The organism is Thiohalobacter sp. IOR34 (assembly GCF_030406045.1).
GTDB lineage: Bacteria > Pseudomonadota > Gammaproteobacteria > Thiohalobacterales > Thiohalobacteraceae.
Genome location: NZ_CP128988.1, coordinates 1,739,078 through 1,762,846 on the forward strand (window position 1 = coordinate 1,739,078; position 23,769 = coordinate 1,762,846).

Annotated in this window: 16 protein-coding genes; 2 read left to right on the forward strand and 14 right to left on the reverse strand. The window is 63.7% G+C overall.

Features of this window, described 5'->3' with window-relative positions:
• The 9 genes from wecB to QVG61_RS08050 all read right to left on the reverse strand — a co-directional run bounded on the left by wecB (position 1) and on the right by QVG61_RS08050 (position 10,312).
• Positions 1–1,161 (reverse strand): UDP-N-acetylglucosamine 2-epimerase (non-hydrolyzing), encoded by a 1,161-nt coding sequence (gene wecB / locus QVG61_RS08010; protein ID WP_289930113.1) that lies wholly within the window; start codon positions 1,159–1,161, stop codon positions 1–3.
• A gap of 42 nt (positions 1,162–1,203) precedes the next feature.
• Complete coding sequence (locus tag QVG61_RS08015) at positions 1,204–2,274, reverse strand: XrtA/PEP-CTERM system-associated ATPase (RefSeq protein ID WP_289930114.1); 1,071 nt, start codon at positions 2,272–2,274, stop codon at positions 1,204–1,206.
• Positions 2,274–3,797, reverse strand: a complete 1,524-nt coding sequence (locus QVG61_RS08020) for a TIGR03016 family PEP-CTERM system-associated outer membrane protein (RefSeq protein WP_289930116.1) — start codon at positions 3,795–3,797, stop codon at positions 2,274–2,276. Before QVG61_RS08020 ends, QVG61_RS08015 begins: the two co-directional genes overlap by 1 nt.
• A 25-nt stretch (positions 3,798–3,822) precedes the next feature.
• Positions 3,823–4,722 carry an XrtA-associated tyrosine autokinase gene (locus QVG61_RS08025; RefSeq protein WP_289930117.1) on the reverse strand — a complete coding sequence of 300 codons (900 nt, stop codon included), beginning with the start codon at positions 4,720–4,722 and terminating at the stop codon, positions 3,823–3,825.
• A gap of 7 nt (positions 4,723–4,729) precedes the next feature.
• Positions 4,730–6,238 (reverse strand): XrtA system polysaccharide chain length determinant, encoded by a 1,509-nt coding sequence (locus QVG61_RS08030; protein WP_289930118.1) that lies wholly within the window; start codon positions 6,236–6,238, stop codon positions 4,730–4,732.
• A 100-nt stretch (positions 6,239–6,338) separates the two neighbouring features.
• Complete coding sequence (locus QVG61_RS08035; RefSeq protein ID WP_289930119.1) at positions 6,339–6,971, reverse strand: XrtA/PEP-CTERM system exopolysaccharide export protein; 633 nt, start codon at positions 6,969–6,971, stop codon at positions 6,339–6,341.
• A 439-nt stretch (positions 6,972–7,410) separates the two neighbouring features.
• Positions 7,411–8,190 carry a PEP-CTERM/exosortase system-associated acyltransferase gene (locus QVG61_RS08040; protein WP_289930120.1) on the reverse strand — a complete coding sequence of 260 codons (780 nt, stop codon included), beginning with the start codon at positions 8,188–8,190 and terminating at the stop codon, positions 7,411–7,413.
• 149 nt (positions 8,191–8,339) lie between these two features.
• The gene (locus QVG61_RS08045; RefSeq protein ID WP_289930121.1) at positions 8,340–9,092 is read right to left on the reverse strand and encodes a PEP-CTERM/exosortase system-associated acyltransferase; all 753 of its coding nucleotides are present in this window, start codon (positions 9,090–9,092) and stop codon (positions 8,340–8,342) included.
• A gap of 164 nt (positions 9,093–9,256) precedes the next feature.
• A complete protein-coding gene (locus QVG61_RS08050; RefSeq protein WP_289930123.1) occupies positions 9,257–10,312 on the reverse strand; it encodes a hypothetical protein in 1,056 nt (351 codons plus the stop codon).
• A 267-nt stretch (positions 10,313–10,579) separates the two neighbouring features.
• Here QVG61_RS08050 and QVG61_RS08055 point away from each other — a divergent pair, with 267 nt between their 5' ends.
• Together QVG61_RS08055 and QVG61_RS08060 are read left to right on the forward strand one after the other, a co-directional pair.
• On the forward strand, positions 10,580–11,620 hold the full coding sequence (locus QVG61_RS08055; RefSeq protein ID WP_289930124.1) for a methyltransferase: 1,041 nt from the start codon (positions 10,580–10,582) through the stop codon (positions 11,618–11,620).
• A 14-nt stretch (positions 11,621–11,634) separates the two neighbouring features.
• The gene (locus tag QVG61_RS08060) at positions 11,635–12,495 is read left to right on the forward strand and encodes a ThiF family adenylyltransferase (protein WP_289930125.1); all 861 of its coding nucleotides are present in this window, start codon (positions 11,635–11,637) and stop codon (positions 12,493–12,495) included.
• A 595-nt stretch (positions 12,496–13,090) separates the two neighbouring features.
• On the opposite strand, the gene QVG61_RS08065 is transcribed toward QVG61_RS08060, so the two are convergent.
• From QVG61_RS08065 to prsK, 5 genes are all read right to left on the reverse strand, one after another.
• Positions 13,091–13,891, reverse strand: coding sequence for a PEP-CTERM sorting domain-containing protein (locus QVG61_RS08065; protein ID WP_289930126.1), 801 nt, complete (start codon positions 13,889–13,891; stop codon positions 13,091–13,093).
• 520 nt (positions 13,892–14,411) lie between these two features.
• Positions 14,412–17,195, reverse strand: a complete 2,784-nt coding sequence (gene prsT / locus QVG61_RS08070; protein WP_289930127.1) for an XrtA/PEP-CTERM system TPR-repeat protein PrsT — start codon at positions 17,193–17,195, stop codon at positions 14,412–14,414.
• A gap of 57 nt (positions 17,196–17,252) precedes the next feature.
• A complete protein-coding gene (gene prsT, locus QVG61_RS08075; protein WP_289930128.1) occupies positions 17,253–20,033 on the reverse strand; it encodes an XrtA/PEP-CTERM system TPR-repeat protein PrsT in 2,781 nt (926 codons plus the stop codon).
• Between the two features lie 69 nt (positions 20,034–20,102).
• Positions 20,103–21,467, reverse strand: a complete 1,365-nt coding sequence (prsR, locus tag QVG61_RS08080; RefSeq protein WP_289930129.1) for a PEP-CTERM-box response regulator transcription factor — start codon at positions 21,465–21,467, stop codon at positions 20,103–20,105.
• Complete coding sequence (gene prsK / locus QVG61_RS08085; protein WP_289930130.1) at positions 21,464–23,575, reverse strand: XrtA/PEP-CTERM system histidine kinase PrsK; 2,112 nt, start codon at positions 23,573–23,575, stop codon at positions 21,464–21,466. The genes prsR and prsK overlap by 4 nt, the downstream gene beginning before the upstream one ends.
• Between the last annotated feature and the right edge of the window lie 194 nt (positions 23,576–23,769).

Below are 23,769 nucleotides of genomic sequence, written 5' to 3' on the forward strand. Positions count from 1 at the left end.
TCAGCCCACCGCTGCAACCGAGGATGAACAGCCACGCCAGGTCAGCAACACGTCACGGATCCGTTCCGCAGCCCGGCCATCCCAAAGCTCCGGAATGCGCCCGGCCTTGCCACCGCTTTGCAGTATGTCCGTGACCACGAGCCGGATCCGTTCAGGGTCGGTGCCAACGATGGTGTTCGTCCCCTGCTCGACGGTGATCGGCCGCTCGGTATTCTCGCGCAGGGTCACACAGGGGATGCCGAGTGCGGTGCTCTCCTCCTGCAGCCCCCCGGAATCGGTCAGCACCAGCCGCGCCTTCGACATGACGCCCAGCATTTGCAGGTAGCCAAGCGGTTCGGTGAGGAGGATATCCGCTGCCTGCAGCCGGCTCATCAGACCCGCTGCCTCGATCTTGCCCCGGGTGCGCGGATGCAGGGGAAAGACCAGGGGTATCTGCCGGCTGAGTTCGGAAATGGTGTCCAGCAGGGCGGCCAAAACCTGCGGATCGTCCACGTTGGAGGGCCGGTGCAGGGTCAGCAGTCCATAACCCCTGTCCGCCTCGAACAGGTGCTCTGCCATGGGCTCGGCGGCAAAGGTCTCGCGCGGGTCGACGGCCCGTGGAAGATTGGCACGCAGGGTATCGATCATCACATTGCCGACGAAATGCACCCGCTCAACCGCCACACCCTCACGCTGCAGGTTGTCCCGGGCACTGCGTTCGGTGATGAACAGCAGCTCGGAGATCTGGTCGGTCAGGACGCGATTGATCTCCTCGGGCATGTCGCGGTCATAGCTGCGCAGCCCGGCCTCGACATGGACAACGGGAACCGACTTCTTCACCGCCACCAGGGCACAGGCGATGGTCGAGTTCACATCGCCCACCACCAGGACCGCATCGGGCTGCAACTCGTCGAGCACCGGTTCGAAGCGCAGCATGATCTCGGCAGTCTGCACCGCATGGCTGGCCGATCCGACACCGAGATCGACATCCGGCTCGGGGATGCCAAGCTGTTCGAAGAAGGCACCTTTCATGGCCGCATCGTAGTGCTGGCCGGTGTGCACCAGCGGGGCGTCGATTGCCCCCCCGGAATCACGGAAGGCGTGTATCAGCGGTGCGATCTTCATGAAGTTGGGGCGCGCCCCAACCACACAGAGAACGGTCAGCCTGCTCTCTTGCCCCATTGGCATCTTGTCCCAAACTGTGGATGCGGAAGAATAACCCGGTCAATCTGCCTTGCGCAGCGACTCCAGGGCCTGCGGAAAGTCCACGTCGTCACCCGATAGAACGGCCATCATGATCAGTTTCTGAATCCGATCACGATCCTTTCTCACCCGTTCCTCCAGCGCCTCGACCTTCTTCTCCAGGGCAATGAGACGCCGTTCCGCATCGGTTACCGTATTGCTGGGGCTGGCCAGATGGATCTGCCCGTCACCGGGCGCCTCTGTCTGGGGGCGTGACCTGGCTACCGAGGCCTGTACCTTGGATATCTCCTGCTGCTGCTCATCGACCACGAAGCGCACCGTCTCACCAGTGATCTGGTGGGTCTCCTCGAGACAGCCGTAGAGGAATAATCGGTCACAGAGCGTATTGATGCGCCGAGGGATGCCGCCGGTGTGTTCATAGATGGCGTCATAGGCCTCATTGTCGATGGCCGGGTCGTTCTTCCAGTTGACCAGCGTCAGGCGGTGCTCGATGTAGTGCTGGGTCTCCTCGCGGTCCATGGGGCCCAGATGATAGGAGGCAATCACCCGCTGGCGGAACTGTTCCATGCCTTCCATCTGCACGGTGGCCTGGAATTCGCCCTGGCCAAGCAGGAAACTCTGCATCAGCGCCTTCTCACCCACCTGGTAGTTGGAGAGCATGCGCAGCTCTTCCAGGGACTCGGCTGGCAGATTCTGCGCCTCGTCGACCACCAGCAGCACCCGCCGCCCCTCGCGGGCACGGGCCATGAGGAAGACTTCGAGGTTCTTCAGCAACTGGGCCTTGGGCACACCCTGCGCCTGGAGACCGAAGGTGCTGCAAACGGCACGCAGCAGCTCGTCGGACTGCAGCTGGGTGGTCACCAGCTGACCGGCAACGATGTTCTCGGACTGCAGGCTCTCGAGAAGGGTGCGTGCCAGGGTGGTCTTGCCGGCACCGATCTCTCCCGTAATGATGATGAACCCCTCTCCGAGCTGCAGGCCATAGCGCAGATAGGCCAGCGCCTTGGCGTGTCCCTTGCTCTGGTAGAGGAAACGGGGGTCCGGACTGAGGCGGAAGGGTTTGGCCTTCAGGTTATAGAAACGCTCATACATCAGAACGTCACCTGCAATCGTAAAGTGAGACGATTTTCGTCGTAATTGTTCGACAGGTTGGAGGAATCCTGCTCCGTGGTCCTGAACTCGACCGAACCGGTTGCCTTGGCACCCAGCTGGTAGGTCAGGGTCAGCAGCCAGTAACTGAGGTCATTCGCCGTGCCCGAGGGAAGAAAATCGGCATTCTGCCGGCCATAACGCAGCAGGGTCGAGGTCCGCGCACCGTAGCGCCAGCGCACCGCAGCCACGCCCCCACGCGCCTTCTGCTGTTCGCCGCTCGCCAGCAGATCGCGCTCCTCGTCATAGGCCGAGAGACTGAAGGTGGTCCGCGCCAGCCGGTATGACACTGAGGCCGAACCGCGCTTGCGCTCGATAACCGAATCCGTCAGCGAGAACAGATTCAGGTTCTCGTCATAGAAAGGCAAGCCGCCACCGGCCAGGATGCCCTGTTCCAGGTCGATTACATCCTGCAGGGTCATGGAGAGTATGGCTGCATTGGCTGATTCCAGTTGAATCTGCTGCACAGTGATGGTGTCCTCGAAGTAGCGTGCCGACCAGTTCGAACGTCGTGTCCGGTGCTGGAAATTGCCCGACCAGACGGTGCCTGGGTTGACACCCACACTGCGGTCCCTGAAGGAAATGTTGAGTGAAGTGCGCACGGAAGGCGTCAAGCCGAGAGCGACACTCTGGTAGTTGTTGCCTTTCATGGCCTGCAGCGACAGGAAGCGGTTCGCCCAGCCCAGGCCTGCCGACCAGTAGGAGCCGTTGGTCACGGAGCGCCGGCTATTGAAGGCATTGTCTTCCCGGCCGGCCCTCGCCAGCAGGGAGAAACCGCGGCCGAGCAGATAACTGACATCGCCCTGCAGACTCTCGAAGCTGGGGTCGACCAGGGTATCTCGGTCGACATCTTCCTTCCGGTAGTTTATTCCCCAACGCAGGGGCGAGAGGCGCCGGCCATTGCCGAGCTGCGCAGTCAGCTTGTCGATCCGGCTGTCCTTGGCACCACGGCTGAACCTGGTCTTCTGGAAGGCATAACGCAGATCGACCGCCACGATACCGCCGAAATCGTGCTTCAGATAGGGACTGGCAGCAAGGGTCACCACATTGCCGCGATTGGACTTGCCGCTGAAATTGTCGAGCAACAGCCGCTGCTCGGCATCGATGATGGCCTGCGAGATGGAGGCCCCGAGATCGAAGAACAGCCAGTCCTCGACAATATCGGCATCGGCCTTGGCATTGAGGCGATGATAGACGCTGTTGCGATCACCATCGTTGGCGAAGAGCAGGGCCTGTGCCTGGTAGTCGCCGATGACCCGCAGCCGCCCACCGGCCTTGTTGATGTGCACCCCGGGAATCAACTGGGTGATCAGATCGTCGTTCTCCTGCCCCGAGGGCTCCCTGCCGACATTGTCGGTATAGGTCTCGGCCACGCTGAGCCGTGGTTCGATCTGCCAGTTCTCTGCATGGACGGCACCGCTCATCGCCTGTGCCGACAAGGCCAGCAGCCCCAACCGCAGTGCCATACAGATCCGCCGCAGCGGCTTGCCGTTATTTGCCATAGCCATAGCCATAACCATAGCCGTAATACTCTCCTCCGGCCTGATGATGCGTCTTGTTCAGTACCAGACCCACGATCTCGACCCCCTCCAGCATGCCAAGCGCCTCCTGCAAAACCGGCTGCGGTGTTCTCGATTCCTCGACCACCACCAGGATCTGCCCCATCAGACCGGCCAGCACGCGGGCCTCTGACGTCAGCAGCAGGGGAGGCGTGTCGAAGATGATGATGCGATCCGCATAACGGGTCGACATCTCATCAGCCAGTGAACTCATGCGGTGACTGGCAAGCAACTCGGTAGCATGAGGGTGCTGTCGACCCGCGGGCAGGATGGACAGATTGGGGATATCGGTGCGGATCAGCACGTCGTTCAACCAGACATCATCATCCAGGAGGACATCACTCAGCCCTTTCTCGGCCTGAATGCCGAGCCGCTTGGTGACCTCCGGCTTGGCCACGTCGGCATCCACCAGCAACACCGTCTTGTCACGTTCCATGGCGATGCTGAGCGCGAGATTGATGGAGGTAAAGGTCTTGCCCTCCCCGGCAATCGAGCTGGTCACCATGATCAGGTTGGCATGTTGCACCTGCGATGCACCCTGTCCCCTGGCATGCTTGAGCAACGGCTGTTTGATTCGGCGGAATTCCTCGGCGAGGAAGTCCTTCTGCTCCGAGCTTGGATCGACGATGCTGCCTGCCTGCAGGCGGCTCAGGTCGAGGGTGATGCGCCGATCACTGCCCGGGCTCGACGGGGCTGCTGCAGCCTCCACCACCCCGGCAGGACTCTCCGTCTCCAGGGCTGATGGAGTCTCCCCGACGCTGGTATCATCGGGAATGACCGCCTGCGACCGATCCTCCTCAAGCTTCTTTACCGCTTTTTCTATGGTATCCATAGGCCGGTCAACCAATATCCTTCAATAGGCCACGCAGGCCGTGTGCAAGATTCAGATCCAGGCCGTCGGCCACCATCACGCCAGCATAGAACAGCAACAAACCGATACCGACGATACTAAAACTGAGCATGGCCAGACGCCTCTTTCTGAGGATCTCGTCGGTGTAGACCATGGACACGGTGCCGAATACCGGCAGCCCCGTGACCTGCTTCATGACCTTGGGGTCATCAAAGGTCGGGCGCATCTGGTACAGCAGATAGGCCAGGAACACCCCCGATCCGAGCCCCACCAGCATGACGATACTCATCAGCAGGGGGCGGTTGGGTCCGGACGGGGTCAAGGGCACTCGCGGCGGCTCGACCACCCGGAACTTCACATCGTCTGCCGAGATCTCGGCCTGCTCGGAGATGTTCGCCTGCTCACGCCGGGCCAGTAGCTGTTCATAGTTCTTCTTGTGCACCGCATAATCGCGGTTCAGGCGTTGCAGTTCGGCCTCGACACGGGGGACGGTATCGACCAGCTCCTGCAGCTTCTTGACCCGGGACTCGTACTCGGCGACCCGGGCCCGCATCGATGCAATCTGGGCGGTGGTCTCGGTCAGCATCATCTGCATCTGCTGGTAGAGGGGATTGCCACTCTGGGTCGCCTCTGCCGGCATGGCTTCCGCCTCCTCCTGGCGCTGCGTTTCAAGGGTCTCGATCAGGCGCCGCAGTTCGATGACATCCGGATGCCTGTCGGTAAACTTGAGCAGCAGTTCATCGAGGCGGGACTGCAGCGACTGGATCCTGGCATCGATGGCACTGGTTGCGCCGCCGCTGTCGGAATAGATGCCAAGCGTGCTCTCCTCGTCCTCAAGATCCTCCATCTGCCGCAGCTGGGCCGCCCTGCGATTCTCCAGTTCGCGCAGCTGGAGCCGGGCAGCATCGAGTTCGCTCTGGGCGTTCTGCAACCGGGCATAGTAGTCTCTGCCCTCGCCCGGCATCATCCCCACATGGCGCCGCTTGAAATCGGCCAGCCGGGCCTCCGCCTCGTTCAGTTTCTTCTCGTACTGGCTGATCTGCTGGGCCAGGAACTGCTGCGCCGTATCCGTGTCCTCGCGGGATTGGCCCAGACTGCTTTCCACGAAAATGGTCAGCAGCGACTGCACGACGCGTTTGGCCAGCTTGCGGTCGGGATCGGTAAAGGAGATGGTATAGAGGTTTTCGCGCTTGGTGGAATGCAGCTTGATGCGCCGGGCCAGCGAATCCAGCAGATCCTCCATCTGTTCCGGCGTGCCGGCCTGCAGATCCAGGTCGGTCATCCGTGCCAGCTTCTCCAGGTTGGGACGGGTGATCAGGGTACGGGTCATCATCCCGATCCGCTGGGTGGCATTGAAGTTCACCGCCAGACCACGCAACAGGGGACGCAGCACCGTCTGCGTATCCACATGCACCATGGCCGTCGCCTGGTATTGGTCGGGCAGGCTGTAGACGAAGGCCCAGCCGCCCAGACTGACTGCCCAGGCGGTCAGGATCATATGCCATCTGTAGCGCCAGATCCCACGCAGATGGCGCAGGAGCTGGTCGATCAACTCGTACAAGTCCCCTACCCCCTCAATCGAGCAACGCGGTCGTCACTCAGAACCAGGCTTCCGGAATGATCAGGATATCACCCGGCATCATGGCGAAATTGGCGGAGATATCACCGCCATTGATCAGATCATCGATTCGCACCTGGTACTGTTTGACCTCGTCTCCCTGACGGCGCACCACGACAGCACGGTTGCCGGCAGCGAAATCGGTCAGGCCGCCAACGGCGATCATCACGTCGAGCAGGGTCATCTTGTCACGATATGGCAGAGCGCTCGGCTGGGCGGCCTGCCCCAGTACCCGGATCTGCTTCTCGTAAGGACCCTGAAAACCGGTGACGATGACGGTCACGACCGGATTCTTGACGTAGGTGCTGAGTGCCTTCTCCATGTCGCGGGCCAGCTGGGAAGGGGTCTTCCCGGCCGCCTGCAGATCCTCGACCAGAGGCGTGGTGATGCGGCCGTCGGGACGGACCGGCACGCTGCTGGACAGCTCCTCGTTACGCCAGACAAAGATGTTCACGCTGTCACCGGGACCGATGACATAGGGCGGAGACTCGACCTCACCCGACACCGCCGGAGCGGCCGGATAGCGGGTGCTGCTGCAACCGGCCAGCAGACCCAAGGCCAGCAGCAGGATCCAGAATGTGTGGCTTCGCAGATTTGACAGGCGTGTGTTCACTGATTGCTCCCCCCGGAATTGACGTCCAACAAACACGGCTCGAGAGTATCTTCTTCGAAACGAACCGTCGACCCGGGCCAAATTCCGGCCCTTCACAAGATTATCCGATAATTAGTGCAGCTACTATATGCCCTTCCTTAACTCATGTATGTACGAATTTTCCTACACGGCTGCCAGCCGATGCCGGCTTCCACCTGTGGGCGGCAATTTCACGCCTTCACTCAGGCCATACTGCGCCGCCTTAGGGAAAATTTGGCTTCCGTCCCTCTACTGAGGTGGAACACCAATCCATAAAATATATTTATAAAGTATCGTGGAAGTGATATTGCAAGACAGAGTTCCGGACGCCGGCAAGGCCATCGAGCACCGGCGGAAACCTAGTCCTGATATTGCACCAAGGATTCGAGTTTCAGGGCGAATCCTTGGTGCAATATGCGGGCTAGGGGGAAGCCACGTGGAGACTCGGAAAGGGCATCTCGGGTGCCGGCCAGGTCCGTCCGTTCTCGGTGATCAGCGTCCAGACATCGCGCCTTTTCCTCCAGATGCCCTCCAGCACCTCGTCGACCACTCCCATGCAGGGCTGCCGCAAGCCATGATAGTCGCTCAACTCGCCGATCGGCCGGAAGACGATGCCAAAGCGGGTCAACAGACGCAGCAGGGAAGGCTCCATGACCGCATACCAGTGGGTGATGCCATGTTCGGCACTCATGGCGACGATGGCCTGGAACAACCCCAGGGTGAGATGCGGGAAGGCACGCGCGTCGACACTCGGGCGCGAGGCGGATCCGCCGAGGGCGGCACCGGCAAGCGTTCCGGCCTCGCCGGCACGGCGCTTGAAGGATTTGGATACGGCAAAGCGGGAGATCTCCGCAACTCGGTCCCGGGGCAGGCCTGCCATGTCGAAAGCGGCGGCCTGCAGGGATGCCGCACAGTGCAGTTCAATGGGGAACGGCCGGCTCGAATCCCCTGGATCGGGCAAGACCAGGCGCACCGTCGCCGCCGCCTGCCCCGTCGGCCGGTGGTAGACCAGGGCATGGGCCGCACGCCCATCGAAGCGATCGGTTTCACGGCCATCCGGAAAGGCCGCCGCATCCTCGTACCCCGTCTCCAGGCAATAGACCTGATAGCGCAGGCTGTAGCAGGCATCCCGCAGATACGGGCTGTCGTGGGTTTCCACCCGGAAATGTCGATTGAAGGCCTGGACCAGATCCTGTTTCATCACACCACTCGAATCAGCCGCCAGAAAATGCTGGATTGGGAAGCTTCCCCCTGACTAGCGGCCGGAGGGCGTAAAAGATGAGTGCGGCAGTTCACATTTCAGGTAATTGCCCGGGCCGGCAGGCCGTCCCCCCCTCCGGCAGTGGCCGATCAGCCGGTGTGACGCACCTGCAGGCGCGGAGCCTCGTCCATCCACGGACGGCTCCAGTAACGACCGCCGTCGGTAATCAGCATCCAGACGTCGCGACGCTTGAAGTAGATGCCGGCCAGGACCTCGTCGATGGAGGCCACACAGGGCTGGCGCAGGCCATGGTAGTCGACCAGCCCACCGAGGGGCTGGAAAACGATACCGAAGCGGGTCAGCAGGCGCAGCAGGGATGGTTCCATGACCGCATACCAGTGGCTGATGCACCGTTCGACGCTCATCTGCACGATGGCCCGGAACAGCCCCAAGGTGAGGTAGGGAATGAAACGGGCAGCGGCCATGCCCTCCAGCCGGGAAAGGGCCACGGAGCGGGCCAGGGCCTGGCGCGACACGGCAAAGCGGGAGATCTCGGCAAAGGTGTCGCGTGGCACGCCGCCGAAGCGGGAACCGACCGACGGCAGGACACCGGGGCAGTGGGCTTCGAGGGGAAAGGGCCGGGACGGATCCGCCTCGTCACACAGCACCAGCCGCACCGTGGCATGGGCCTCACCGCTGTCCCGCCAGCGAATCAGGCTGTGAACGGCACGTTCGTCGTATTCGTCCCTCTCATGCGGACTGGAGAAACGCTCCGCCGACTCGAAACCGGTCTCGAGGCAATACACCTGGTAACGCAGGGCGTGGGCCTGTTCCAGCAGCGGCCCCTCGTTTGCCTGCACCACCTCGAAGTGGCGCAAGAAAAGCGCCTGTAGATCCTGCATGTCCGGGACACCTCCCAAGATTCAGACGGGGATTAGAGCACAGCCCTGGAATCAGAAATGTTACAGCGGTCACACATCCGCAAGGATCCGGCGCACGAGGTAAAGACCGGCTGAGCGTACAAAATGTAGTGGGCGCGATTGTAAACACGCCCAATATATGGACGTCAAGTCGAGTCCTTCCCCTTGAACACCACCTCCAGCGGCAGGCGACGGGCACGCACCGCCTGGCAGCGGGGGCGGCCAATCCTCAACATCATCAACAGCTTGCGGCCTTCCAGCCGGACGCAGCGCTGCAGTTCGGCCTCGACGGCCAGCATCCGCTGGCGGTGCGGCGCGTCCAACGCCCCACGCCGGAGGCGATCGAGCTGATCGGGGAGAACGTAATAGGGTTGAACGGCGATCCCCTGGCGGTTGAGATCCAGCCAGATCCGTTCCATCAGGCGCCCGGCATCGAAACTGGCCTGACGCCCTGCGGCGGCGCTGATCAACAGCACCGCCGGCGCCTTCCTGACAGGCTGGGCCTCGATGGCAGCGAACAGGCGGTGAAATCCGAAGCGGTTGAGGAAAACCATGCGCCGCCAGTCAGAAACCAGCCGCAACAGCAGACGCCCCCCCGGCGGCAGATCGAAGGTGGCGACATCCAGACCGTCGCCGGCCGCCACCTGCTCGGGAGCGAAACGCAGCGAACGGGCGAACCACTCATGGATGTGGCGGGTCTGAAAACGCAGCCGGGAGGCCTGCTCCACCAGCTGGGCCAGCCGGCGGAGGCTGGCCGCCTCGGTCACCAGCAGCGGCCGCGCCGACCCCTCACTCGACCTGGCAAGTCCCTCCGCCATTGCCTGGGGCAGAGGATCAGGAAGAAAGGGAAGACGGTTGGTGTGGCGTGCCTGCAGCGCCCGGGGCAGCTCAGCCGGCGGCGCGGCCTCGAGCAGCGAGGGAGGAAGCAGCAGCTGGAAGGCCATCTGCTCTGGCATCAACTCCAGCTCGGGCTCGAGACCAGCGGCCTCCGCTGCCTGCAGCATGTTTTCGGCCACGGCCCCCAGGGTGATACCCACCGCCGGACTGTCGCGATCGAACACCCGGGGATCGAGCCGCGCCGCTTCGACCGAGACACGCAACAGCCGGCCATCCCAATCGAAACGCCAGGGCTGTGCGTTGTCCGCCGAAGGCGCAGCGTGCCCTGCCCGGACCAGGTAATCGACAATGGGCGGCACACTCAAGACATCATCTCCTGTCACGCCGGCAAACATGGCAATAGTCGGGCGTCACGACTAGACTGCAGGCAGTCGCCGGCAGCGCTGCCAGGGCCGGCATGTCCAGCCCTCAAGAACCGACCACTGCGGGCCGACACCTGACCGAGACCGCTTCGTCCTTGCCGCGAGCCCAACAGGGGAACGCGGGCAATACAGGCACAACATAGCACAGCACAACGCGAGGGGGCCCGATCAAGGGGCCGACCGATGCGAATTCAGCCAAGGAACGACATCATGCAGCACGCCACCTCCGACAAGCCGCTGACCATGGAACAGCTGATCCTGATCGCCGGCGGCCATACCGCCTTCCAGCTGCTCTGGGCCGGTGTGGAACTGGGCCTGTTCGAGCACCTCTCACGCACCCCCGGAGCCGACCGGGCGGCCATCGAGGAGGCCCTCGGCCTGGCCCCGCAACCGGCCCGCATCCTGCTCATCGGCCTCACCGCCCTCAAACTCATCGAGAAGCAGGACGGAGGTTACCGCAATGCCGCCCTGACCGAGAAGATGCTGGTCGGCGAAGGCAGCGCCACACCCATCCTCGGCTGGCAGCGGCACATCGTCTATCCTGGCCTGGAAGACTTCAGCCGCGCCCTGCGCGAGGGCGCCAATACCGGACTGGAGCGCTTTCCCGGGCCCGGCAACACCCTCTACCAGCGGCTCAGCGTGCATCCCGAACTGGAGCGCGTCTTCCAGGACGCCATGAGTGCGTTGTCGGCCCAGGCCAACCAGCACCTGCTGGAACACATGGACTTCAGCCGCTTCCGTCATCTGGTCGACGTCGGCGGTGGCGACGGCACCAACGCCATCACCCTGGCCCGCAAGTATCCACAGCTGCAGCTGACGGTATTCGACTCGGCCTCGGTCTGCGAAATCGCCACGCGCAAGATCGCCGCGGCCGGCCTGCAGGACCGGATCGACACCCACCCCGGAGACATGTTCGAGGACCCCTTCCCCGAAGGCGTGGACGCCATCCTCTTCTCGCACATCTTCACCATCTGGAGCCTGGAGAAGAACACCCGACTGCTGGAGAAATCCCATCAGGCACTGCAGCCCGGCGGCTCGGTACTGGTCTTCGGCATGATGGGTGACGACGACGACAGCGGTCCACTCAGCACGGCCCTGGGCTCGCCCTACTTCCTCGCCATCGCCACCGGCGAGGGCATGCTCTACGCCTGGAAGGACTACGAGGACTGCTTCCGCAAGGCGGGCTTCGAACGCATCGAGCGCATAGCCGGCATGCCGCTCGACCACGGCGTGGTGGTGGGCACCAAGTAGTCCGCTGAACCGATATGAGCGCGGACTTCGACTACCACTGCGCCTTCCAGCGCAATCTCGGTTTCCTCAGCGAGGATGAACAGCAGCGGCTGCGCAAGGCACGGGTGGCCATCGCCGGCCTGGGCGGTACCGGTGGCGCCCAGGCCCACGCCCTGGCGCGTATGGGCATCGGCAACTTCACGCTGGCCGACCCCGACACCTACGAACTGGCCAATTTCAACCGCCAGCTGGGGGCAACCATGGCCACCCTCGGCCAGGCCAAGACCCGTGTGGCCCGCGACATCATCCATGGCATCAACCCCGAGGCAGACATCCGTTGCCTGGACACCGGTATCTCCCCGGAAACGATCGGCGAGTTTCTGGATGGGGTGGATATCGTGGTGGATTCGCTGGACTTCTACTGCTTCGAGGAACGCTTCCTGCTCTATGCCGAGGCCCGCAGGCGCGACCTCTGGGTCCTCACCGCACCGCCGCTCGGCTTCGGCTTCACCCTGCTGATCTTCGATCCTCGTGGCATGAGTTTCGAGGAATACTTCGGTTTTCGCCCCGGCATGTCCCAGCGCGAGCTGACCGTCTCGCTGATTGCCGGCATCGCCCCCAAACCCTACATGCTGAAATACCTCGACAGCCGCAGGGCCGAGCTGGGAAACCAGCGGCTGCCCTCGGTGGGTGCCGCCCCCTTCATGATCGCCGGCGTCATCGCCACCCAGGTCACCAACCTGCTCACCGGCAAACGTCCCCTCTATGCCGTGCCCCATGTCATCCAGTACGACGCGCTGTTGCAACGTTTCCGCCACCGCCACTACCCTCTGGGCATGAACAGCCCCCTGCAGAAACTGAAGAAGCTGATCCTGCACCGCGTCCTGCCCCGCTAGCCCGCATATTGCACCAAGAATTCGATGCTCAGGGCGAGGCTGGCAAGGCAGCCTGGGTGATCGTCCGAAAAGTCATAGCCGTTGCTATGGCTTGAGGAGGATCACCCAGGATGCGCGGCCAGAGTCGGCCTGACATCGAATAGGCACAAACCGTAACCCGCCCATGGGGTCTTTCATGGCCATATCGTCCCTGTATTACAGCACGAACCCCATTCATGCACGCCGCCTTGGTGCAATATCCGGGTTAGTGACCCGGCAACTGAATATGCCGGGTTAATCGAATTCATGAAGCGTTGTTGGAACCCTTGAGCCTTGGCGGCTTATATCCAGATTTGATCAGACATTCCTTGAGTAAAGCGCAAGTCCAGGCGTGTCCGGACCCGCCGGGGATCGCGGCCTGGAGGCCGCTCCTACCATGGTGCCGCCATGCCCCGTAGGAGCGGCCTCCAGGCCGCGATTGGCGTGGTGTTAACCCGGACAAGAAAAAACCCCCTGTGAGCGAATCACAGGGGGCTCAAGTCAAGGCAGCCAGGGGTCGGGCATCTTCTTAGCGGAGCCGACCTCCGTCTACCTTCATACGGAGAACCCGCTCAGCCTACTTGGCCGCCTTCCTGCCCCGGCGTGCCACGCCGAAGCCCAGCAGGCCGGCGCCAACCAGCGCCAGGGAAGCCGGTTCCGGCACAGCGCCGGTGAGGCTCGCGGTACCACCTGCCGGCCAACCGGCATTGCTGCCCTCGGTGGCATTGAAGCTGCTTTCCAGCAGGAAGTCGTTGGCCTCGCCCAGGGCACCGGTCAGGCCGTTGGTGTCGTAGGCCGTACCCGCCAGACCAAGGTTGGCCAGATCCAGGTTCAGGTAGCCGTGGCCGCTGCCGACGAAGGGCGTGGTCAGGGCGTTCAGGCTGGAGTACAGGGTGGTGGCTCCATCAGCCAGGATGCCGGTGGCGCCCAGCAGGCTCATGTAGAAGGCACCGTCGGTCGCGGTGGCGATGGTGGCAGGCACCGGGCCGCCCGCGGCAGAAAAGTCCGGGGTGTCGTCCAGATAGAAATCCACCTGGCCACCGGTGAAGGTGATGTCGAAACCGAACAGGCTGGGAGAGATCGCACTGGCGGTGTAGCCGTCGAACCTGAAGGTCAGCTCCTGCCCCTTGTCGCCGGACTGCCAGTAGATCTGGCTGCCGTCGCTGTTGGTAATGGACTGGACGTTACCGATGCCACCCAGCACCTCACCGACCTGGTCGATCACGCCGTTGCCGTTGAAATCGGTCGAGGCGTATTCGAAGATCTGGGCCACATGGATGCTGATGCCGCTGTTGATCAGGCCGGCGGTAGCCGCGCCACTCATTGCGACGCCGGCGGCGACCGAGCATGCCAGAAGGGTTTTCTTGAACGTTTTCATCGCAGTTCTCCGACTCGTCTGTGTTTTTCTGATGTCACTCGTAAAGTGACCGGTTCCTTCTCGGGTCAATCTCTGCACGATTCTCTTCGTGTTGCCCTGTACTATGCAGACAGTGTGCCAAGAAGAGCCTAGACAATCTATCCAATTGTTTTCCGTGTAATTTTATTGGGCATCGAGCAAGAAAAACACTGTCAGTAGCCACCGTCGGCCCCGCCTTCGGGGTTTTGCAGCCCGATGTGTAAAAAATCCTGTCGGTCCGACCGGCCTCGATGCCCGCGACCTGAAGAATCGCCTTCTGGCGGAACACCCGCCGACACCCGGGAAACAGGAAAGCTCCCATTCATTCAATGTGATAGGGAAATATCCACGCTTGCCGCGCCCGCCGCCAGGTGGCCGGGCTGCGTCCCGCACCACTCCGTCCCCTTCCATGATGTAAAAATTGCTGACAAGAAGCGGGGCCGCTCCGCCAGAGCTGGCTTCAGCGCTGAGACAGCGGTAATCGCCGGGAAGGGAACGACGCTCAGTCCCCCAGTGACTCCCGCAGCGCCCGGGCCGCCTGGCGCTGGGCAAACCCCTCACCGGAGGAAAGCAGCGCATCGAGCAGTTCGCGCGCCGCTGCCGTCTCGCCCTGGCGGGCAAGTGCCTGGGCCAGATGGTAGCGGATGGCAGGCTGCTCGGGTGCCAGCTCGACGGCACGCCTCAGCTGGCGTACGGCGCGCGCCGTCTCACCCTGATCGAGCAACAGGATGCCATGGGTGTCGAGCACCTCCGGGTTGTCGCCCGCCCGTTCCACTGCCTGTTCTGCGTAGGCCAGACCGCGGCGGGGGTCACTGTGGCGGTTCAGCCAGGCCAGATTGTTCAGCACCAGGGGGTTGTCCGGCATCTGTTCGAGGATCTCCTCGAACAGGGCGCGAGCGGCATCCTCCCGGCCGCGGGACAGGTGGAGATTGGCCAGGGCCATCTTCACGTCGAGATCCCGGGGGTACGCCTTCAGCCAGGAAGCCAGCAGCTCGTCGGCTTCGTCAGCCTGGCCGGCATCGTACAGGACCTTTGCCAACGCCTTGGTCCACTCCCGATCCGGCCGTTTGGCAAGTGCCTGACGATAGGCACGGATCGCCTCGGCCATCTTGCCCTCGCGCCGGGCCAGCCACCCCTGCAGGGCCAGCACATCGGGACGATCGGCCACGGCCTGCAGCCGCCGGAGAATGGCCTCGGCCCCCGCCCTGTCTCCTGCCTGGGTCAGGATGCGAACCAGCAGCAGATTGGTGGGCAGGTGATCGGGTTCGATGGCCCGCGCCTGCTGCAGGACGCGTTTCGCCTCGTCGAGCTGCGCCAGCAGAACCCGTGCCCGCGCCAGGAGGTACAGGTAATCGGCGCGTCCCGGTTCGAGCTGCACCAGGCGCTGGAAGGTCGCCACGGCATTGTTGGGCTCCCCCAGCGCAAGCTGGGCATCGCCGAGCAGTTCCAGCAGCCTGGCCGACGACTCATGCCTATCCTGCACCACACGCAGCTGGGCGACGGCATCGGCGGCTCGTCCGCTATCCAGCAGGTGCCGGGCAAGCAGCAGACGGGGTGCCAAGGCATCGGGTTCTGCCTCGATCGCCCGGTTCAGATAGGCGATTGCCTGCGCCCCGTGCCCCCGTCCGAATTCGAAACGGGCCAGGTTGAGCAAGGTCGGCAGATGGTCCGGCCGCTGTTTCAGGGCACGCTGGTAATAGCCGATCGCCGCCTCCTCCCGACCGTCCAGTTTCTCCAGCGCAGCCAGATTGTTGAGCAGGGCCAGGTTGTCCGGCTGGCGTTCCAGAGCCTTGAGGAAATGATCTCGTGCCTGGTCCAGCTTGCCCTGGGCGGCATAGATCATGCCAGCGCTGCTGAGCAGGCGGACATCCTGCGGATTCTTTTCCAGCAGGCGTGCCACCGTCTCACTGGCACGGTCGAACTGCTGGGCCTGAAGCAGGCTGTAGATCAGCGCCTCGAACGGCTGCACGCCGGTCTCCGCCTCCAGGCCGACGGCCCGCTGCAGGACCTCGATACCCTGTTCGAAATCGCCGCTCTTGAGCAACGCCAGGCCCAGCTGCACATGCACCCTGGCATCCTCCGGGTGACGCTCAACATTGCGCCGCAGGTAGGCCAGGGCGGTTTCCGAATCGCCGAGCTCCAGACTGGCCAGTGCCAGGGAGGCCAGAACCTGGATATTGTCCGGTTCCAGTTCCGCGACTGGCTGCAGCACCTTCAGCACCTTGTCGAAGGCACGGTCGTGCAGGTAGACGGTGGCGAGCATCTTGCGGGCCTGCAAATGCCCCGGGTAATTGGCGACCACCTGCTCGAGGATCGACTTGGCCTGCAGCCAGTTGCGTTCAGCGAGCTTGCTGGCACCGAGATAGAACCGTGCCTGGGGATAGGAGGATTTGATCTGCAAGGCCTTCTCGAAGGCAGCCGAGGCAGCGGCATAGTCCTGTCTGTAGAACTTCAGCAGGCCGTTGACGAACTGGACGCGATAGTGGTTGGGCACCACCTTCAGCAACTCGTCCATGTCCGCCTGCGCCGCCTCAAGATCCCTCAGCAGGACCGACGCCAGCGCCCGCCCGAGCTGCGCATCCTTGTAGCCCTTGCGCAGTTCCAGGGCACGGGAATACCCCTCGCGCGCGGCATCCGGCTGTCCCTCTGCCAGGGCGATGTCGCCCCGCAGTTTCCAGACCCTCGGGTTGTCTGCATCCGCTTCCTGAACCTGCTGCAACCAGTTGCGCGCCTGCTCGAAGTCCCGCTTCCTGAGATACAGCTCGGCATAGCCGAGCCGTGCCTCGCTGCTATCCGCCTGAGCAGCCAGGGCCTGGCGGAATGCGGCCTCCGCCTGATCGAGTTCTCCCAGCGCCAGATGGGCCCGTCCGTTAAAGACAAGCAGCCTGGCGGCATCCGCTGGCGTCCGCCCCTGAAGTCCCGCTGCCTCGTCGATCAGCCGCCGGTAGGCCCCCTGGATGTACAGCGCCCGTGCCAGGGCCACCGCCACCTCGGTCCGTGGCAAACCGAGTTCGACGGCCATGCGCAGCTCCTTTTCCGCCGCAGCACCGTTGCCAAGCCCAAGATGAAGCCGACCCAGCAGCCAACGTGCCTCGATGTTCTCGGGATTGATCCGCAAGGCGTTCTTGCTCTGGATGACGGCCGCGCGCAGCTCGCCCTTGTCCTCGAAAACCTTGGCCTTTTCCACGTAATCGGCATCATTCAGACCGGCATCCTGGGAACAGCCCGCAACCACCAGCGACAGACCAGCGAACAACAGGCCTGCGGCCCACCTGGACAACCTCATAAAACACCTTCCTTTCCCTGGGGGCAGATTGTCATCCACTGCCCGACGATCACGTGACTAGTTCAACGTATCCAGAAGCCGGCGCGCATCCTCGCGACTGGGAAAGTCCCGTTTGTCGCGCAGCAGACGCTCCAGCTCGCGTCGCGCCTGGGCGCTGTCGCCCTGACGGACGAGCGCGTAGGCCAGGTGATAACGGATGTCGGCCTGGTGCGGCGCCTTGACCAGGGCATCCTTGATCAGGCGCATGCCGTCCAGCGTCTTGCCGTCCAACACCTGCAGCCAGCCGTAGGTATCCAGCACCTCGACCCGCTCCGGAGCCAGCTCATAGGCCTTGCGGGCATATGCCAGGGCCTGCTTGCGATCCGTCTCGCGATACAGCCAGGCCAGATTGTTGAGCGCGGTGAGCTGCGCAGGCTGGACCTCCACCACCTTCACGTACTGCTGCGCCGCCTCCTGCTCCCGCCCGGCCTGCAGCAGATCACTGGCCAGAGTCAGCCGCACACCGATGTCTCGCGGCTGGCGCTGCAGCCAGTCGGCGAGAACCTTGCGCGCGGCCTCCGGCTTCTGCAGCTTTCTGAGCAGCTGGTACTGCACCATGGCAAGATTCGGGCTCGGCCGAAGCGCATAGGCCTGCCGATAGGCCTCCAGCGCCGCTTGGAAACGCTGCTGCTTGAGGGCGATATCGCCCTGCAGGCTGTAACCGGCCATCGCCTGGCTGCCGCTGTCGATCAATTCCCGGGCCAAGCGTCCGGCAGTGTCCTGGTCACCCTGTGCCAGGGCCACGGCACCGAGTTTGACCTTGACATCGACCAGTTGGGGTCTCTCCTCCAGCAGTCGTCGATATTCGGTGGCCGCCGCCGCATAGTCCTTGCGTCGAGCCAGGACGTCGGCCAGTAACAGGCGTGCAGTGATGAAATCCGGTTTCTTCTCCAGCAGCGACCGCAGGGTGGCGAGGGCATTGGCTTCGTTCCCGGCAGTGAGCTGTGCCTCGGCCAGGGCCTGGCGCACCAGGGGATTGTCCGGATGGCTGTTGTACAGGGCGTCGGCCAGGCTCAGCGCCTGTTCGGCCTGGCCGCGGGCGATGCGATGGCGGATCAGGGCCAGCGCCGGCGATATGCCCCGCCTGGATTTCTCGTAGGCCTTTTCCAGCAGGCGTCCGGCCTGCTCCGACTCGCCGCTCCTTTCCTTCAGATGGGCCATCTCCATCAGCAGCTGCACGTTGTCGGGCTGTGCCTGCACGGCCTTGGCGATACGCCGCTCGGCGGCCTGCAAATCGCCCTGCAGTTCGTCAACCCGTGCCAGGTTGATGATGGCACTGGCGAAGGCGGGATCCTTGCGATGTGCCGCCTCGAACTGCTGGCGCGCCTTCTCCACCTCCCCCTTTCCCATATAGGCGGCGCCGACCAGGATCAGCGGTGCCGGGCTGTCGGCATGGCGTTTGGCCATGTCGATCGCGGCCTTCTCCGCCTCGTCATAGCGCTGCTGTTCGAGCAGGGAAAGGACGTAGAGGGATGCGAGCCCCAGGTTGTCGGCATTCTCCTCGGCCAGGGCCTTGAGTTCCTCGCTGCCCTCGCGGCTGTCACCCAGCGCCAGCCGGCCCAGCGCCAGCCGGGCTCGCAGCTGCTTCAGGTCCGGAGCCAGCCTGGTGGCCTTCTCCAGCAGTTGCAGACCCCGCTCGGCCTGCGACAGGCTCATGTAGGTCGAGCCGAGAAGCGCCAGGTATTCGGCGTTGGACTCGGCCTGGGCCAGGCCCGGCTCCAGGGTGCGCAGTGCCTTCTCGGCCTGTCCCTGACGCAGCTCGATTTCGCCCACCAGCATCCGCACCTGAAGGTTGTCGGGATCCGCGGCAAGGTACTTCTCCAGGTACTCGAGCGCCTGGTTGTAGGCCCCCTCCCGGGCACTGAGCTGGCCCATCATCAGCACCGCCCCGAGATGGTCCGGCATGAACTTCAGGGTATCGAGCAGGGCCGCCTTGGCCTCGGCATACTGCCCCTTCTGATAGGCGAGGATGGCCCGCATGTAGGCCACGCCCGGGTTGCCTTTCAGCCGCTTGTCGATGGCATCGAATTCGGCCTCGGCGGCCTGGGTCTCTTCCTGCTGCAGCAGGATCGCGATCTTGCCCAACCGCGCCGGCAGATTCTGTGGCTCCAGGGCGAGCAGGCGGTCATAGTAGACGAGCGCCTGTTCCACCTCGCCCTCGCCGCGTTCCAGGTCGGCCCGCAGCAGGAGCAGCGCTGTCTCCTCGGGATCGATGGCCAGGGCTCGATCGATCAGCTGCCGCGCCTCGTCCGGACGTTTCTCCTGGATCGCCAGCCGTGCCTTGCCGCCCAGGGCCGCGGCATTGTCTGGCTGCAGGCCGAGGGCCTTGTCGAAGGCCTCGCGGGCATCGAGGTTGCGCCCCATGAGCAGATGGACCTCGCCACGCAGGGCAAGGATGTCGGCCTGCAGCGCCGGCGAATCGTCCGCCTCGAGCTGCAGCAGGTCCAGCGCCTCCCGGGCCCGGCCCTGGGCGGCCACCGACCGGGCCAGGGACACCAGCCAGTCGGCGCGCGGTGCACCGAGCTCACGCGCGCGGCGGTATTCCTTCTCCGCCGACGGCAGGTTGCCGAGTTTCAGATAGGTATCGCCGAGCAGCACCCGCGCTGCGGCATGATTACCGTTCTCGCGCAAGGCGTTCTTCAGCTCGATGGCGGCGGCACGGTATTCACGCTTGTCGAAATACGCCTTGCCGTCCCTGTAGAATTCCTCTGCCTCACCCGCCCGCAGCGGCAAGGATACACTGCCGATCAGGGATGCCAGCAGCAGCCCCCTGCCCAGCCGGGTCATTTTCCTATCCATGTTCCTCTCCTCTTGGGCAGACGCCATACCGCCGTCTGCCGTGATGCCGGCAGCATTCCGGTCGAATCGTTATTTTTGCTGAATGTCGAGATGATATTTCTTGACCAGGGCATAGAAGGTCGGCCGGGTGATGCCCAGCAGCTCGGCCGCCTGGGAGACGTTGCCGCCCATGTGGCGGTAGGCACGCAGCAGGGCACGGCTCTCGGCCTCCTCGCGCACCTGGCGCAGGTTGAAGGGCATGGGATCCCCGTCCGCCGGCTCCAGCTCGAGATCCTGAGCCGTGATCGACTTGCCGTCGGCCATGATCACCGCCCGCTTGATGCGATTCTCCATCTCCCGCACGTTGCCCGGCCAGTCATATGCCTCCAGCGCCCGCAGTGCCTCGCGGCCGAAGCGCAATCCCTTCTTGTTGAGCTGGGCCGAGAACTTGTCGAGAAAGTGACTGGCCAGCACCACCACCTCGCCTTCCCGATCACGCAACGGCGGAATCTGGATGCTGAACTCGCTGATCCGGTAGTAGAGATCCTCACGGAACTCCCCGCTCGCAATCCGTTCCATGAGCTGCCGATGGGTGGCACAGACCACCCGCACGTCGACAGGTATCTCCTTGCGGCCGCCGACCCGTACCACCACCCGTTCCTGCAGAAAGCGCAGCAGCTTGGCCTGCAACGGCAATGGCAGATCGCCCACCTCATCGAGGAACAGGGTACCGCCATCGGCGCACTCGACGTTGCCCGGTGTGGTCTTGGTGGCGCCGGTGAAGGCTCCCTTCTCGTAACCGAAGAGTTCACTTTCCAGCAGGTTTTCCGGAATCGCGGCGCAGTTGATCGCCACCCAGGGTCCCTTGTGGCGCGGACTGAGTTCGTGCAGGGCCCGGGCGAACAGCTCCTTGCCGGTGCCACTTTCGCCCAGCACTAGGACACTGGCGTCGGTGGGCGCCACCTTCTCCACCATGTGACAGGCATCGAGCATCTGCCGGCTGGTGGCGATGATGCCCTTCAGGGGCTCGATGCTCTGGGCGCTGCCCAGGGAGCGGTTCTCCTCCTCCAGTTCATAGAGCTGCCAGGCACGATCGACGATGAAACTCAGCAGCTGCGGATCGACCGGCTTCTGGCAGAACAGGAAGGCGCCCTCGGCCACGGCGGTGACCGCATTCTCGTTGTCGTTGTTGCCGGTCACGACGATGACCTTGGTGTGCGGCCTGGCCTCGAGGATGTCATGCAGGGTGGCCAGGCCCTCGCTGGCACCCCCCGGATCCGGCGGCAGGCCGAGATCCAGGGTGACCACCTGTGGCTCATGGCGCCGTAGCTGGGCCAGGGCCGTCTCCCGGTCCTCCGCGGTAACCACCTCGAAATCGTCGAATGACCATTTGAGGGCACTCTGCAGCCCCGGGTCGTCCTCCACCACCAGCAAGGTCTTCTTTCTTGCGCTCACCCTTCCACCTGCGTGATCCGTTCTTCCCACTCTTCCTGATCGAGATCCGGGGCCGGCAGCCAGACCGCGAAGCGCGTGCCCTCGCCGGGGCGACTGACCACCTCCACATCGCCGCCCATCGAGCGCACCAGTTCGCGCGTCTCATAGGCACCGATTCCCATCCCGGTATCCCCCTTGGTGGTATCGAATGGCCGGAACAGCCGTTCGCGGACGAATTCCGCGTCCATGCCGCTACCCGTATCCTCGACCACGATCTCTATTCTACTCTCCTTCCGCGACAGCCGGACATCGACCCGGCCGCTGGCAGCGGTGGCCTGCTGTGCATTCTGCACCATATTGCGAATCGCTGCGCGCATCCGGTCGCGGTCGGCCATCACCAGCGCCTGCGCCTCGTCGGAGCGAAAGCATGGAACCGGCTGGGCCGCGGCCAGCTCCTCGCAGACCTCGGTCACCAGCAGCACCAGATCGACCGGCACCGGGCGCTTGTTGGCCATGCCGCTGCGCAGCAGGCCCAGCAGCCGTTCCATCTTGCCCACCGAATGCGACATCACGCCCAGCGCATCGTCGATAAAGGCCGGATTGTCCCGGTGCCGGGCAGCGTTGCGAGTGATCAGCGACTGCTGGGCAATGATGTTCTTCAGGTCATGAAGGATGTAGGCGGAAAGGCGGTGGAAACCCTCGAACTGCCGCGCCTCGGCCAACGCCTCCAGGGCCTCGTACTGACCGAGATAGATGGCCGCCTGGCAGGCCGCCGTCTTCAACAGGTCGAGCACCTCCCAGTCGACCTGCACCGGCGCCAGCGGCTGCTGCAGCAGGATGAAACCGATCAGCTCCTCGGCATCCAGCAGGGGCACGACCAGCCAGGCATCGTCCAGGGCCTCCAGCCAGGCGGGCAATTCCAGCCCCTCATACAACTCGGGATTACGGGAAAATTCCGGAATCTCGACCACCCAGCCGCGCTCACGCAGAAAACTGACCAGGGCACCATCCGCCGCCTCCTCGGCCTCGGCCGGCTGCGGCATGTTCCAGTGGGCTACCGGCAGATAACGCGCGCCGCCCCGCTCACGCATCCACAGCACCCCGCCGGCGCTGTCGACGATGGTCGCGGTGGCGCGGATCACGCACTCCCGCGGGGCACGCTCCTTGCGGCAGCCGCCCAGGGTGCGGGTGAAGCGCAGCCATTCCTCGCGGTAATCGTAGCGGTAGTTGAAGAAATGCTTGTTGAGGAAGACCTTGAGCCGGGCCCGCATATGACCGGAGAACAGCAGCAGGACCAGCAACAGCAAGGCAGCAAAGAAGAAGGCGATCTGCAGCAGACTGCCCCATTCGCCGCCGAAACTGCGCAGGTAGTAGCCGGCGGCGGCCATCGCCAGCAGGTAGCCGCCGGCGGCCACCAGGGTGGCGGTGTGGAACACCATCCGCCGGGAGACGAAGACATCCAGCGACCAGTCCGGGTTGCGTGCCGTGGAGACAGCGATCAGGGGCACCACCAGGGCGTTGACCAGCCCCCGCGCGGCCCACAGCTCGCTGTCCAGGTAACCGAACAGCACGGCATGGGAATAGAGGAAGAAATCGTAGCTGAACATGCCGCCCAGCCCGAAACAGAGGAACTTGATTGCCCAGCGCTGATCGGGGCGGGTATTGCGGAACAGGTTCTCGACGAACCACAGCCCGCCCAGGGAGAGGGCCAGATAGCCGGCAAAGAAGGGCTTGCCGGCCAGCGGGGCAAACAGGGATTCGGGAAGCAGCGGCAACAGACCGAGCAGCAGACAGAGCCCATAGCCGAGCAGCAGCCGGGGACTGCGTGGCCCGAACAGGCGGGCACCCGCCGGTTGGGTCCGCAGTATGCCGACCAGAAAGGCATACCAGGCCGCATAGCGCGCGGCCTCTGCTAGCGAGACCAGGCCCCGACCGCTGCCGCTGTAGGCGAACCAGGCCACCAGCAGCGCCCACAGGGTGCTGGCCGAGACCGCAGCCACCAGCAGCCCGCCCTGCATGCGCCCCTTCCAGCTGGTCGCCAGCAACAGGCCGAGAACGAGGAAGAACAGCGCTCCCAGGCCGTGGCTGATGGTGGTAGCGTTGACGATCTCGGTCCGGGCGTCCAACACGAAACTAGCTACTCCTGCAGCTGCCATTCCCCGCAATACACCATGCAGCCAGCCGCGCAGCCGGGGCGGCCCGGGTACCTGCCCGGCTCGGCAGAAACCCGCGTGGGCCGCGGTAGAACCCAGGGAAACCTTGATCAATTGGCATGGCCGCCAAGTCGCCATTTATTGAATTCATGAAGCTTTTCTTGGCGTCT